The 15,099-nt window shown below is 37.3% G+C and carries 12 protein-coding genes; 4 read left to right on the top strand and 8 right to left on the bottom strand.

The features are described from left to right. Nucleotide 1: 1 nt before the first annotated feature. The 3 genes from ACH3PA_RS09645 (at nt 2) to ACH3PA_RS09635 (ending at nt 2,810) form a co-directional block, all read left to right on the top strand. Entirely contained in the window at nt 2-1,849 is a 1,848-nt protein-coding gene (locus tag ACH3PA_RS09645) for a PA14 domain-containing protein (protein WP_416444746.1), read from the top strand. Nucleotides 1,850-1,919: 70 nt separating this feature from the next. Next, nucleotides 1,920-2,078 carry a DUF5522 domain-containing protein gene (locus tag ACH3PA_RS09640; RefSeq protein WP_416444747.1) on the top strand — a complete coding sequence of 53 codons (159 nt, stop codon included), beginning with the start codon at nt 1,920-1,922 and terminating at the stop codon, nt 2,076-2,078. A 186-nt stretch (nt 2,079-2,264) separates the two neighbouring features. Beyond that, complete coding sequence (locus tag ACH3PA_RS09635) at nt 2,265-2,810, top strand: DUF4136 domain-containing protein (protein ID WP_416446622.1); 546 nt, start codon at nt 2,265-2,267, stop codon at nt 2,808-2,810. A gap of 54 nt (nt 2,811-2,864) precedes the next feature. Here the strand turns inward: ACH3PA_RS09635 and ACH3PA_RS09630 are convergent, their stop codons facing one another. Further along, nucleotides 2,865-3,617 (bottom strand): enoyl-CoA hydratase/isomerase family protein, encoded by a 753-nt coding sequence (locus ACH3PA_RS09630; protein WP_416444748.1) that lies wholly within the window; start codon nt 3,615-3,617, stop codon nt 2,865-2,867. A gap of 112 nt (nt 3,618-3,729) precedes the next feature. Between ACH3PA_RS09630 and ACH3PA_RS09625 the strand changes: the two genes are divergently transcribed. Beyond that, nucleotides 3,730-5,511, top strand: a complete 1,782-nt coding sequence (locus ACH3PA_RS09625; RefSeq protein WP_416444750.1) for an aromatic amino acid hydroxylase — start codon at nt 3,730-3,732, stop codon at nt 5,509-5,511. A 3-nt stretch (nt 5,512-5,514) separates the two neighbouring features. On the opposite strand, the gene ACH3PA_RS09620 is transcribed toward ACH3PA_RS09625, so the two are convergent. The 7 genes from ACH3PA_RS09620 to ACH3PA_RS09590 all read right to left on the bottom strand — a co-directional run bounded on the left by ACH3PA_RS09620 (nt 5,515) and on the right by ACH3PA_RS09590 (nt 15,094). Continuing rightward, complete coding sequence (locus tag ACH3PA_RS09620; RefSeq protein WP_416444752.1) at nt 5,515-5,916, bottom strand: response regulator; 402 nt, start codon at nt 5,914-5,916, stop codon at nt 5,515-5,517. Continuing rightward, nucleotides 5,903-7,717, bottom strand: coding sequence for a sensor histidine kinase (locus tag ACH3PA_RS09615; RefSeq protein ID WP_416444754.1), 1,815 nt, complete (start codon nt 7,715-7,717; stop codon nt 5,903-5,905). Before ACH3PA_RS09615 ends, ACH3PA_RS09620 begins: the two co-directional genes overlap by 14 nt. A gap of 14 nt (nt 7,718-7,731) precedes the next feature. Beyond that, on the bottom strand, nt 7,732-8,340 hold the full coding sequence (locus ACH3PA_RS09610; protein ID WP_416444756.1) for a DUF4230 domain-containing protein: 609 nt from the start codon (nt 8,338-8,340) through the stop codon (nt 7,732-7,734). A 240-nt stretch (nt 8,341-8,580) separates the two neighbouring features. Beyond that, nucleotides 8,581-11,028 (bottom strand): glycoside hydrolase family 2 TIM barrel-domain containing protein, encoded by a 2,448-nt coding sequence (locus ACH3PA_RS09605; RefSeq protein ID WP_416444758.1) that lies wholly within the window; start codon nt 11,026-11,028, stop codon nt 8,581-8,583. A 25-nt stretch (nt 11,029-11,053) separates the two neighbouring features. After that, a complete protein-coding gene (locus ACH3PA_RS09600) occupies nt 11,054-12,235 on the bottom strand; it encodes a glycoside hydrolase family 53 protein (RefSeq protein WP_416444760.1) in 1,182 nt (393 codons plus the stop codon). An 85-nt stretch (nt 12,236-12,320) separates the two neighbouring features. Further along, on the bottom strand, nt 12,321-13,472 hold the full coding sequence (locus ACH3PA_RS09595; protein ID WP_416444763.1) for a SusE domain-containing protein: 1,152 nt from the start codon (nt 13,470-13,472) through the stop codon (nt 12,321-12,323). A 20-nt stretch (nt 13,473-13,492) separates the two neighbouring features. After that, nucleotides 13,493-15,094, bottom strand: coding sequence for a RagB/SusD family nutrient uptake outer membrane protein (locus tag ACH3PA_RS09590; RefSeq protein ID WP_416444765.1), 1,602 nt, complete (start codon nt 15,092-15,094; stop codon nt 13,493-13,495). Between the last annotated feature and the right edge of the window lie 5 nt (nt 15,095-15,099).

Genomic DNA, 15,099 nt, shown 5'->3' with positions numbered 1-15,099 from the left:
CATGTTAGATATAATATACTATTCAATTGTAAGCCGAAAAATTCAAGCTAAGGGATTTGTATTGATAATTAAACTATTAAAACGGTTAAGTTTCTTGGTTCTTCTACTCAATATAAATATCTATGCACAAATAGCTATAGGTAACATTAACCCTGATGAATCATCGCTTCTAGATATAGGAGGTGTTAATGCTACAGAGGGTTTGCTTTTACCTCAAGTAAATATTATAAATCTAAATAATCAATCACCTATAACCGGAGCTGCTGAAGAGGGATTAATTGTATATAATACAAATACCTCAACAGGAAAAGGCTTTTATTATTGGGATTCTGCCAAATGGCAGAAAATCAATACAGGCAATATAAATTTGTACACAGCAAATAGTGCTCTAAATTCAAATCGGATCATAAACGCAAGTACTCAAAGCCTCTCTCTTTCTGGCTCTACCAATAGAAATTCATACATTCTTAAACGTACAGATAATTCATTAGAAAACGGGTTCAGTTTTAGAAATTCTGGCAATTATTATGACAACGCCATATACGTAAAACCCAACACAGGAACAGATCTGGTTTTTGCAACGGGTTCTAACGTTTCTAATCCTAACAGCCTAACTCCTACATTAACTTTAAGAAATGATAACGGAATAACTCTCAATGCTTACGGTAAAGGAAATTTTTCAGGAACGCTTGCGTACTTTTTAAACGTAGATAATAACGGAAATTTAATTGAAGAGGCTACTCAAGACAGGTATAGAAAAACAAACAATGACTGGTATCTTGAAAAAAGCACGAATGCTCCTATTAGTATTGATGACAACATATATACCAATGGGCTCGTTGGTATAAACACGAACAATCCCAATAATACATTCACTATATATGAAACCTCCGGCTCTCCTGTTTCAGCAACAGAGGGCACCATAATAATAGAGCATGGAGATGATGGAGGAAAATCTTCTATCGTCTTTCCCAGTGGTTATAACTCGGGCAGTGATTATGCTTTTATACAATATCAGGATAATAAAGGAGGAAGTGCCTCTTCAGGACATGACGCGGTCCTTGAATTAGCTGTAATGAATAACGGAAACGGTATTTATGAAGATGATATAAATATAAATGCCGCCGGGTCACTGGGTATTAATAATGTATCTCCTGCCATAAGTGCTTCTATAGACATGGGCAGATCTAATCAAGGTTTGCTTATTAATAAAGTTCAATTAAAAAATATTACAGATAACGCAACCATTCAGGCTGCAGAACCTGATGGACTCTTAGTTTATAATACCACAGCAGCAGGAAGTTCACCCAATAATGTGGTAGAAGGTTTTTATTATTGGGATAACAATAGATGGAATCTCATAAAAGCGTATACCAGTACTATACATCCTGGTATGCAATTTTATTCTTATGACATAGCAGAAAATTCAGCACCTGATATTGATAATATTGAATATGAAACTCTTATAACTAAATCAGGGGCATATAATGGCATTCTCGATTCTAATGCGGCTATAGCAACTATGAACCCTACTACTGATGATACCGGATATGTTATAAAAATAACCGGAACTTATGAAGTTATGAATTCAGGAAATTTTAATTTCTCTGCTCATTCAGATGATGGAGTTAGGCTTTATATTGACGGCTCGATAGTATTAGATAGTTGGCTAAGTGCGCCTTCAGGTGGTTTAGATCAAACCGGATCTGCAAATTTGGGAAAAGGCAAACACAAGTTTGAGTTTTGGTACTTTCAATATACGGGCCCATTTGATTTTAAATTTTCCTGGGGCTCAAATACTGATGGAAAAACAGGAGTTATCAAGGCTTCCGATTTTACCGTTGAATAGCCTAAAATTGACATTAAAAGCCTAGTTTTTGTATCTTCAAATAAAAAGCTTTTCTAGTCTATATTTGCACGTGTCTTATTTCAAAAAACATATTCCGCTAGAAGAAGGAGATTATTACCTTACACCACAAGGTTATCGGTGCTTTACTGAGCAGTATCATTTAAAACGTGGTTACTGTTGTGACAGCAATTGCAGGCACTGCCCCTACAAAGAAAATTCTAAGAAATAGTTTTCTATTTTGAGCTTATCAAGCTCCTGTTCAATCAAGTCTCATAAATAAACGTGGTACAATACTTGATGAATATTCTTGTGAAAACTTTAGCTATTATTTCTAGGTTTCTTTGCTGAATTTTGCAAATGCTTTAGTAACTTAATAAGGCTCAAGTAACAGTACTAATCTCATAAAATTATAATGATGAAAGCGTTTAAACCCTTGTTATTAGTTTTGATCATTGCAGCCTTTTCTTCATGCAGCAGTGTAAAAGTAGCATCAGATTACGATCAAAGCACAAACTTTAACCAATATAAAACCTTTGCTTTTTTTAAGCCCGGGATTGACAAAGCAGAAATATCAGACCTTGATAAAAAACGTATAATGCGAGCTATTGAAGCTCAACTTACAGCAAAAGGTTTTACTAAATCTGATAATCCTGAAATGCTCGTAAGCATTTTTACCACTGCTCAACAAAGAGTAGATGTATACAATAACTATGGTTGGGGCTGGGGTCCTTGGGGACCTTATAATCCTTATTGGGGTGGTTACGGTTATGGTAACTCTATATCACGAAGTACAGAAGGTACGCTTTACATAGACCTAATTGATGCAGGTAAGAAAGAACTTGTGTGGCAAGGTCAGGGTACAGGTTATCTGGCAAAAGATGTAAGTAAAAAACAAGACAGAATAAATGAGATTGTTCAGGAAATTATGACTGAATATCCTCCTAAATTAGCCGATAATTAGGCTAAAACTGCCGATTTTCATATCAAAAAGGCCTGTTTTTCAGGCCTTTTTTTATTAATCATATCCTTGTAAGGTTTTCTTTGTAAATTCAGAAAGAACCAGAGATCCACTCATTTTAGCACGTTCCTGCAAAAGGGCCGGCCACGATTCTGTACCTTCCCAAAAAACCGTTTTGCTGGCTTTGAGAGCTTCCGGATTATAAGTGATCAAGTTATTTGTGAGTGTCTGTATCCCCATATCCATCTCTGCTATATTTTCATAGACCTCTGCATACAAACCGTTCTCTTTTGCCCATTGCGGGTCATAAAAGCCTTTAGCATTAATAGTCATTTGGGAGAAAGCTGAAACCCCAATTTTTCGCTCAAGCGCGGGGCCTATAACAAATGGGCCAATACCAATGCTTATTTCACTAAGCTTAATCGAGGCATATTTAGTTGCAAAACAATAATCTGTTGCCGCTGCCAGCCCTACTCCGCCCCCTACAGCTTTTCCCTGAACGCGACCTATTATTAACTTGGGGCAGGAACGCATTGCAAGAATAACATTTGCAAAGCCCATAAAAAACTTTTCCCCGTCTGCATCGTTTTCAATCGCAATGAGCTCTTTAAAACTAGCTCCAGCACAGAATGTGCGGTCACCTCCACTTTTTAAGACTATTACTTTTACCTCATCAAGCCCTCCCGCTTCTTCTATCTTATCTTTTAACTCATTTAAAATAGACAACGGTAGTGCATTGTGATCTGGAGTATAAAAAGTTATCGTAGCAATTCCTGATTGGTGCTCCAGTTCTACATATTGATCTTCCATAAAAATATCAGGAATTAGATTTTTGGTTATTAGAATGCTAAAAATAATGGTTAAATTCTAGCAATACAAAAAATCAAGATGCTGAAATTCGCATTGAGATTAGTAAATTTAAATGATGAACGTCAATTGCAATACAGATATAGAAATCAACCCACTCATAGACAGACTGCCTGCTCATTTGAGACAATTTATTATGCCTCAAAACTATGATAATTACACAGCGATAAATCAGGCTGTGTGGCGTTATGTAATGCGCAAAAATGTTGATTATCTTACTAAAATTGCACATAAATCGTATTTAGAAGGTTTAAAACTAACGGGCATTTCTATAGATCACATTCCTAATATGTACGGTATGAACCGTATTTTAAAAGACATTGGCTGGGCTGCGGTTGCTGTAGACGGCTTTATACCACCGGGTGCTTTTATGGAGTTTCAGGCATATAATGTTCTCGTTATTGCTTCAGATATACGCCAGCTTGAACATATAGAATACACGCCCGCCCCAGATATTATTCATGAAGGTGCCGGCCATGCACCTATAATAGCAAATCCTGAATATGCAGAATATTTAAGACGCTTTGGCGAAATAGGATGCAAAGCCATATCATCTGCAAAAGACTATGAGTTGTATGAAGCCGTGCGCAAGCTTTCGATTTTAAAAGAAGCTGAAAATTCTCACGCTGATGAAATAGAAGCTGCCGAAACAAAAGTTGACTATTTACAGCAAAATATGGGAACGCCTAGCGAGATGTCACGCATACGTAATTTACATTGGTGGACTGTAGAATACGGACTTATAGGCCCACTCAATAACCCAAAGATATACGGTGCAGGGTTGCTATCATCAATAGGTGAAAGCAAATGGTGCATGACTAATGATGTAAAAAAGTTGCCGTATAATATCGCTGCCGCGGAACAAGAATTTGATATTACTAAACCACAACCACAACTGTATGTGACTCCAGATTTTGCCTATTTAAGTCAGGTTTTAGAGGAGTTTGCAAATACAATGGCTTTACGCACCGGTGGTCCTGAAGGGTTAAAAAAATTAATAGATTCGCAGGCTTTAGGCACGGTTGAATTAAGCACGGGATTACAGATATCTGGCAGTTTTAAGGAAATGATTACCTCAGGCGATAAGGTCGCTTACATACAAACTCTGGGGGATACTGCTTTATCGTATAGAGATAAAGAATTAGTAGGTCATGGCACAGCAAGCCACCGCAATGGCTATGGTACGGCATTAGGCAAACTTAAAGGTATTAATCTTGCTATAGAAGATATGAGTCCGCGTGATTTACAGGCTTATAAAATTTTTGAAGGGCAACGAGTAGCATTAGAATTTGAAGCCGGTATTAAAGTGGAAGGCGAAATAATAACAGGAACCAGAAATCTGAAAGGAAAAATACTGCTTATAAGCTTTCGCGAATGTACGGTGACGCTAGGCGATCGTGTCCTCTTCAAACCAGAATGGGGTAAATATGACATGGCGGTAGGTAAAAAAATTGTTTCAGCGTATGCCGGTCCGGCTGATGACCAATCTTTTAACCGGATTACCCATAAATTATCTACAAGCGATAACAAGAATAGCAGATCGCAGAGCAATAGTGAATTAAATTCTTTATATCTGGCGGTGCGCAATTACAGAGAAGGAAAGAACACCCAGCACACTCCTGAAGCCGTTTTTAAAATTCTCAAGAAAGACTATCCTAATGATTGGCTACTTACTGTAGAATTGTATGAAATCGCTTTCAAACGTCAAAAAACGGCCTTTTTAGGTGAAATATTGGCTTATTTAGAAGAGCTTAAACAAAGAAAAAGGTCAATAGCACATCTTATAAATGATGGTGTTGACCTCATAAATGCTGATAAACTTATTGAAAAAGTATAATTTTTAAAGTGCAGATATCTTCTCCTTAATTCCCTCGAGATCTTTTACCGCGATAGGTTTAACAACATAGTTTGACACTATATTAAATTCTTTTGCACGCTCAAGATCTACTGTATCTATTGATGAAGTGACGATATAAATAACTATCTGCTTGGGTGAATCAACTTTAGTGAACTCTTCCAAGAATTCCCAGCCATCCATAACAGGCATGTTAAGATCTAGCAGAATTACCTCGGGTATGTTTTCGCCTTCAGCGATGATGCTGGTTAATTTATCAAGAGCTTCTTTACCATTACAACATATAAGAAAGTTATCACAAAACTCAGTTAGCTCCATCATTTTCTTAATCCCAAAAACAAAAATGGGATCATCGTCAATTATACAAGCCAATTTAACTTTTTTCATATAAGTATATTTTAAATGTTGTACCCTTATTTACTTCACTCTCTACTGTAATCTCACCGCCCATTACCTCAATTTGTCGTTTGGTCATATATAATCCTAACCCTCTGCTATCAGGATGATCATGAAAGGTCTTATACATACCAAATATTTTCTTCTTGTGCCGCACAAGATCTATACCTCTGCCATTATCTTCTACAGTTATAATGCTTTGCAATCCATTTTTGTGAGCAGAAAAACGCACCCATGAATCTCTGTCACGCGATCTGTATTTGATCGAATTAGTAAGCATATTTAAAATTACGCTCTCAAGATAAGCCGGCACCGCAGAAACCATAAAAGAAGGATCTATATCATTTATAACCTTAAAACCATTATTTAAGATATGACCTTGGATAGAAGAAATCATCTTCTCAAGATACTCATTCAAATTGAGATTAAGCTTATCCTGCTTATCAACATCGAGTGCGATTACCCCATTTAAATGATCTATTGTTTCAGAAAGCATTTTAGAAGCGCGTTTAAGCATATTAAACTGTTGCTCTTTCTCATCTGCTTCCTCTTCTTTTTCCATAAATTCAAGTAGCATTGCAATGTTACTTGTATGTGATCGCAAGTTATGAGAAACTATATGAGCAAAATCAAGAAGACGCCTGTTCTGCCTTGTCGTAACATCAATAAATTTATCTACTTCCTTACTTTTCTTTTTTAGTTCACTAATATCCTGTATCTGGGCAATTATAGTTGATGGCACACCATCTTCATCAAACGTTAGAGAAACAAAAACTCGTGCATCAATTACATTCCCATTCTTATGTATATATCTGGTTTCAAAATTGAGTTTTTCAATTTTACCATTTAAGAGTTGCTTTACTTTTGCTAAAGAAACCTGCGAATCATCAGGATGAGTGACATCTCTTATTCTAAGTTCTAAAAATTCTTTTCGGCTATAGCCAAAAATAGCTTTGGCTGCGATATTTATATCCTTAATTTTAAAAGTATGAGCATCAACGAGAATAAAGGCAATCAACGTATTTTTAAATGCCATTCTAAATCGCTCTTCGCTGGTTTGTATTTGCAGCTCTCTGCGCTTGGCAACACTTATATCCTGAAAAGTACCTAATAGCCTAACACACTTACCATCTTCAAACTGAGCTTCTCCCCGTGCATTAACCCAAACTTCTTTTCCCTTGTGCGAAATAAGCACCAGTTCTGCATTATATGAAGTCCCATTCTCAACAGCTTCTTGTACAAGTTTTTGAATTTTGTTGCGACTATGACCCTCTTTGTAAAATGAAAGCGCACCTTCTAATTTAGGTATATACTCTGCAGGAACTTCATGTATCTTTCTGGTAACATTACTCCAGTAAATAGAATCCTTGATAAGATCTACTTCCCAATAACCTATTTCTGCGACACGGTTTGCCTGCTCACGTAATTTCTGAATACGATTGCTACGTGCACTTTTTACAAATACACGTTGAATAAACAAAAAAGGTTCTCCGCTTTTATAGATCGGTTTTATATCCCAGCGATATACTTCATCATTTTTTTCATTCTCTTCCTGATAAAATTGATCAGTACCAGAAAGGGCTTTCTGTAATATTTTTATCCACAGGGTTTCATTTTTTACTGCTACAGGAAGTGAAAATATCGACTCATTCACTGCAACTGTGAATTTAGTTTTCCAGGTAGCAGTACAATCAACAATGATGAGATCTTCATTGAGCATGGCCATAACGCCAGGCAATATTTCAAAATTGAATGTTGACAAACGAGAATCCTGTATTGCAGATTTATTCATTCCTTCTTCTTTAATCAAGGTAAAAACTGATTGAGTTCACCCTCCTTTTCTATAATTCTATCTTCGTATTTCAGCGTCCAGCCCAGCGACCTGGTGAGAATATAAATATTAGATAATTCGCTAATTAACCTGTTTTTAGCATTTTGCTTTATATCTGATGCTTCTATCTTTTTCTCTATAAGTTGATCAATACGCTTTTTGATCTTGTTATAATCTTTAGCCTCAAATTGATTTAAGTAATCCTGACTCACATCATAATATTCTATATCAGGATTAATACTAATTTCTTCCTTAGGAATATTCTTAATAGTTATTACCTTATTTTCAGTATCTACCTTCGTTTGCAACTGCCTAAGATCATATGCAATCGATACTTTGGCATTAACAACGATAAGTGCTTTTTTTCTAGCCGAAAATATATCGAGGTAGAATTTCTTAGAATCTTCATAAGTGAAAACCTGAGAGAAATTACCTTCTGTAACTACTAATTTACCTACATTCTTAACTTGTTGCTCAATGAGCGCAGAAGCCTCTTCTAACCCATCGTCACGTTTATTATCGCAATAACGTAATGTAAAAACTACAAGCAGCGTGAGGATGACACCAAAAACAATTTTGCGCATCTAAAAATTTAAGAGTTTGCTTCCCTAAGATAAAAAATAAACGTGGTAAATGTTAGAAACACCTTCAAGCTCTAGCCAAAAACCAAGCTACAAGATGCTAAAATCGGATAAAAAACAAAAATATTCGCCTAAAAGCGTAATTAATTTGCAACCACGCAGTTTCTTAACAAGAATTATGATTATTTGAAATAAAAAAGCGGCGCAATGCCGCTTTTTTTTAACCGTATTGAAGTTATTATATCATTCTACTCCAATTGTAATTCTATCCTTACCTAAGCCTTCTGCAGTAACCATAATTTTTGCATTGCCCTTTTCAAAATCTGCTCCTACAATAATCATAGCTTTACCATAGAATAGATTTACATGATCTGCCTGAAAGGGTTCTAAAGATTGTGGATTACCATTACCCACTCCTGCTATATGTGCATTTCCTTCTATAGTGATATTGATCTTGTTATTAGCCAAAGGTGCAAGATTGCCCTCTTTATCATAAGCTTCAACTAATATATAAACCAGATCCTGCCCATCTGCTTTTATAGTTTTTCTGTCTGCAGTTAATTTAAGGTGATCTGCCTTTCCGGCGGTTTTCAGTACTTCTTCACCTATTTTTTGTCCGTTTTTATAAGCCACTGCTCTAAGTTCACCAGGCTCATACTTAACATCATTCCACATCAATCTAAAACGCTCTGTAGAATTGAATGATGTTAGTTTCTTACATTGTTTACCTTGTGACTTTCCGTTTACAAAAAGCTCTGCACAATCACCATTTGTATATACAAAAACAGGTGTTTTCTCACCTTCTCTTCCTTCCCAGTTCCAGTGTGGTAAAATATGAAGTGTATTTTCTTCAGGCCTCCAGTAGCTTTTATATAAATAGTATCTGTCTTTAGGAATCCCCACCAGATCTACAATCCCAAAATATGAGCTGCGAGCTGCAGCTTCATCGCCCAAGCCCATTTTTTTTACAGACATGTTATCGTAAGGTGTAGGCTCTCCCAGATAATCAAAACCTGTCCATACAAACTCACCGGCCAGATATGGTTCATCCTGCTGCCACATAAAATCATCATCACCTATCTCTGCCCACTCAGGTGCGTTAAGGTCATACGAACTTACTTGTAGTGACTTTGTAAAATCGGTTTTCTCCTCAGGTAAAGGGAATTCATAAAAACCGCGTGTACTTACCGTCGAGGCACTTTCACTAATTACCACAGCCTTATTAGGCTCTAGCGCATGTGCAAGACTGTAACGCCTGCCATAATTATAACTTAGCACATCGTAATAATCAAAATGGCGCATACGTGCCGCCTGCATATTATCATTAACTAAAGTTGTAGGTCTTGTAGGGTCATACTTATCTACATAATTAACCATCGTATGAAGCTTTTTAAAGCCATTATTTATATTCCACTGCACATCGCCTATCTCATTACCCACACTCCACATAAACACTGAAGGATGATTGCGATCACGCTTCACAAAATTGCTTACGTTTCTTTTCGCGAAAGCGTCAAAATCTGTTGTATCTACGATATCTGCTTTAGCATCATACTTATCAAAAATTTCATTAAATAATAAAAGTCCCATCTCATCGCATAATTCTGCAAGTTCTGGGGCTGCGACATTATGACTATTACGTATGGCATTCACGCCCATTCCTTTCATGATCTGCAACTGTCTCTCGAGTGCTCTTTTATGAAAAGCTGCCCCCAGAGGCCCCTGACCATGATGCAGATTCACGCCTTTTAATTGCACGCGGCGGTTATTTAAATGAAAACCGTCATTTGCTGTGAATTCTATAGTGCGTATACCAAAGGTGCTCTCGGTTCTGTCAGTTTCCTCGCTTCCGCGGAAGACATGTGTTATAACTTCATAAAGATCAGGATGGTCAACATCCCAAAATTGCGGTTCTGTCACCTGAATGGTTACTTCCAGATCTTTCTTCTTACCCGCAGGAATATATCTGGTTAAATTAGCATGACCCACTTCTTCCCCCTGCGGATTAAGAATAATCTGCTCTACTTTAATTGAATCTGAAACCTGAGACTGGTTAAAAATGGTGCTGCTTATACGCACATTAGCATATCTGTCATTTATAACGGGCGTGGTAATATAAGTTCCCCAGATATCTGTATGAACAGGGTTCATTACCAGCATCTGTACCTTACGATATATCCCGGCTCCAGGGTACCAGCGGCTATCGTGTTTTTGAGTGTTTGCATGTACAGCAAGCAGATTATCGCCATCCCAGTTTAAAAATGGAGTTATATCAAGATAAAAAGAATTATATCCATAATCCCACTTACCGGCTAACTCACCATTAATATAAACTTCAGGAAAAGCCATTACACCATCAAACATGAGGTAAACCTGTTTTCCCTTCATTGCGGGTTTTATATCCAGATTTTTTCTGTACCATCCTTCGCCTTTCCATGGGAGTTTTGCAGTGCTGCCGTTTCCTTTTTTATCAAAAGGTCCCGTTATCGCCCAGTCATGAGGCACTCTTACCGTTTCCCACTTTGAAGCATCAAGGTTAGGTTGTGCTGAATTCTCGGGATTTCCTTTTGTGAATTGCCAATCTTTTTGAAGCGTAAAAACCTCCCTTTGCTGGGCAAAAATCGGTGAAAATGTGCATAAAAACAGAATGGTAAATAGAGTCGTCTGCCTATTAATAATGGAATAATTCATTTAATTGAAAGCTTAATTAGTTAGGTTAGTCTTTAGAGGCATTATAAAACTTTAGGCCTGCTGTTGCCCTATAATCGTGGTCAAATAAGGTAGCATTATCCCAATTAGAACCTGTACCATAAAGTGTAGTACAGTTTGTAGAAACCCAGGCTGGCTCCCAATAAATAAGCCCTTCCCCGCCTGCATCTGCAATGACTTCTTTTAATTTATTTAAATAATCAAGTTGTCCCTGCTCGCTGGCTGGATATCCACTTATAAGTGCATCATTGCCCAAAATATTGTTTGCGCTATCAGCATTCTCCATAGTAAAAGGATAAGCGGTTTCAACTACCATTAGTTTTTTATTATAAGTGTCTATAAGATTTGACATTACTGAACCTACATTATCAAGATTATATTCTGACCAGATGGGATAGTAAGAAAGCCCAATCCAATCATAATCTGTTACACCTGCCTGGGTAGCTTGTTCAAACCACCAAATAGCATTTTCGGGTTCTGCAATATGGAGCATCACCCCTATTTCCTTATCCGTATCTTGAGAAATATCTCTAATGGCTCTTATACCCTCATTAATTAAAAAAGAATTACGATCCCAATCTATAGGCCATTGCAATTCCCCTTTCTGTAATATCATGGGGTTAATCTCATTACCTACCTGAACGATATCTGGTGAAAGGTTTGCCTGTTCTAATTGAGCAAGGGTATTATACGTATAATCATATAATAATTTACCTAGAGCTTCTGTATTATCTACTTCTTCAACCCACGCAGCGGGAATTTCCTGCTTCTCAGGATCTGCCCACGAATCTGAATAATGAAAATCCAGCAAAACCTGCATTCCTTCAGCTTTAGCTCTTGAAATGGTTTTTTTCACATCTTCATACGTAGAATAGTTAGTCCATGAAGGATTATTCCATAATCGCACTCTAATAATATTTGTACCGGCTTCACTAAAAATCTTAAATGCATCTTTAGCAACACCCTCACTATCTTTATAAACAGCCCCACAGTCTTCCATCTCATTTACATAAGACAGATCAGCGCCATAGTAGAACGAAGTCTTAGTATCTACCTCTCCTTCGCCTTCACCTGATGTAGGTGCTTCACCCTGCGGATTGTCATCACCGGGATTAATCATTGCCTCACCATCTGACGAAGAACAACTTAGAAAAATAAAAAAACTAAAAATTAATACTGAAAATCGCATAGATAGGGTAATAACAGTTATATTAAAATTAAAGGGAATAGCACTAATAGAAAACTACCATCCCCTTTAGATATCAGCAATTATATTATTTTATTGTGATAGTTTTCTCCAGTTCATTTATCACCAAAGTAAATGTTCCATTTGCGCCTGCAAACTTAAAATTGCTATCACCATCTTCTGCGTTAATTAGAAGGGGATCTATCGTATAACCCATTTCTTCATAAGTAGGATAGTTTATGCCACTATTCCAGTCATCACGTACAGTGAATATTCTAAACGCTCCGCTACTATCAAAGGCTAAAGTCGCTGTGCGTATATAAGCACTGGTTTCAACAACCTCTACAGGATTATCCCATCCCCAACCGCTTGGCACTCCATCACCTACAAGATAATAAGCGGTTGAAGGTTCAAGAGTAATTGTTTTAGCAGTGTGATCAATCGTTAATATATATATACCAGGAGTGCCCACAAAACTAAAATTATCATCACTATCACCTGCACTGGCAAAATTATCATCTATTGTATATCCCTGATCTACAAAATAATTATATCCTACACCAGAAGCCCAGTCATCAACAGTTTCAAAAAAGCGAAAGTTACCAGTCGTAAAATTCACATGAGCTTGTAAAACCTCACTATCACAAAAGATTTCTGCTCCGGGGAAGTTCCACCCAAAGTCTGCAACCGCCTCGCCTACTGCATAAAGAGATGGGCAACTTGTTGTATCTGTAGGAGCTTTTTCTATAACCCGTATAGTTAAAGGTTGTACATCTGAATATACATCTACGGTATTAGCATTACCCGTACCTGTGTATGCATGCAGTCTAAAATAAACTTGCCCTGTATTATTAGGAATTCCTTCAGTGTCTGTGGTGTCAGGATCATCATCCAGACCTAGAGCAGAAGCAAACACCATTAGCTGTTCTACTGTTACTGCCTGGTTGGTATCTGTTGTAGAGCCTAAAATATCTAATGTTGAGAAATCAGCATCTGTTGAAGCCTCGAGATCATAGGTGACATTTATTGGAGCATCAAAATCTGCAGCATTCCAAATAAATCGTTCGGCAATATTAGCTTCAGTCTCCGCAGAAAGTAAATACTCAGTAGCAAATGAATTTGAAAAACTTACTCCTTCCGCAGGTTCCTGAGCTACAAATTGCAGTGTATCATCTTCGGCACAACTATTTAATCCTAATAACGATATGAATGATAGTATTATAAATATTGATCTTTTCATGATATTGTTCCTGTTTAATTTTAGTATCCTGGGTTCTGTGTAAGATTTGGGTTTGCAGCTAAACTGGCACTTGGGATTGGGAAAAGCTTTCTAGTATCATCTATTGCGATACCATTTGCAGTACTTCCCTTCCATGACCAATTGTAAGACCCTCCTGTAAATTTATTGAAGCGAATAAGATCTTGTCTCCTGTGTGCTTCCCAGTATAATTCTACTGTACGCTCATTAAGAATAAGATCTAATGTCAAGCCCGAAGTTGAAATGCGCTCCGGATTATTTGCTCGTGCACGTAAAGCATTGACATACCCTACCGCAGAAGATAAAGTACCACCACCACCTCTTAAATGGGCTTCAGCATACATAAGATATACATCTGCAAGACGAAACATTGGGAAATCTGTATCTACAATCTCTAATGCAGAACCAGACTCACCTGTTGACGTTCTGTTAGACCATTTCGCAGTTATAAATCCCGTATCTCGCTTTGAAATATCAGGAATATTAATTGTTCTGTCTGCCATTATTAAAGTGTTACGTGCATCTTCTAAATAAGGACCTTCTAAAAAGGTTTCTGAAAATTGCTGGGTAACCCGTATTGCTCCGTTCCAACCCCCTGCATTTACACCAAATTGCTCTCCATTTTGCTCAATAGATCCTATCTGCCCATTTATCATAACAGTAGTAGGGCCGTAATTTTGAGTAACTATCCCGTCTGAGACAATAGGGAAAATAACCTCTTGTCTTGAAAGTCCCTGATCATTATCTGCCATAAAATCATTCAGATAATTAGGATTTAGTTGGTAGCCAGAATTTATAATTTGCTCACAGTAATTAAGACAATCACTGTAATGGTCTTCGCCTATATAAACCTCAGCGTTCAGATAGATCTTAGCAAGAAGCATCCACGCGGCAGCCTTATCAGCTCTAGCGTATTCATTCTGTAAAGGATCTACTAATTGAGGTAAAACTTCTGTCAATTCACTTTCTATAAAACTAAAAAGCTCTGTTCTGCTATATTGAGGTGCTTGATATGCTCCCACAGCATCATCTTCTGTTACAAACGGAGCTTTCCCAAACAAATCCATCATATGATAATAAGCTAAAGCTCTTAAAAATCGAACCTCGGCGCGATAAGTAGTTATCTCCTCCCTAAGACTACCGCTAACTCCTCTTGCATCAAGAAGATCATCTGTAGTTTGGCGCAAAAATTCATTTGCAAATGCCACAGATGTCATAGTACGACCAAACATACCACGTAGAACTACATTATCTGCCGTCCAGGTATCTCTGTTTAATTCACGTAAACCAGGATCATTTTCCCAGGTCCATAAAGCTTCATCTGTTGTAAGCTCCTGTAAATTCCATAAACCACGTCCATATTGACTTGTACCGGCATCCAGACCAGAAATATTAGAATTATCTGCACCATCTGTACCTGTAAGACTTAAGTTAGCATATACACCTGCTAATCCTTCTTTGTATGCAGAGGGATCTGCATAGAAGTCATCTGCCAGAAAAGCATTGGGATCACCCGGCTCAACATCCAGTTCGCTAGTACACCCTGCAAGAAGGACTAAACAACCCAGGATGTATAAATTTTTAAGTTTAAATAATTTTATCATAGTAC

The organism is Leeuwenhoekiella sp. A2 (assembly GCF_047946655.1).
In the GTDB taxonomy this organism is placed as follows: domain Bacteria; phylum Bacteroidota; class Bacteroidia; order Flavobacteriales; family Flavobacteriaceae; genus Leeuwenhoekiella.
This window is presented reverse-complemented; position numbering and strand designations above follow the sequence as displayed.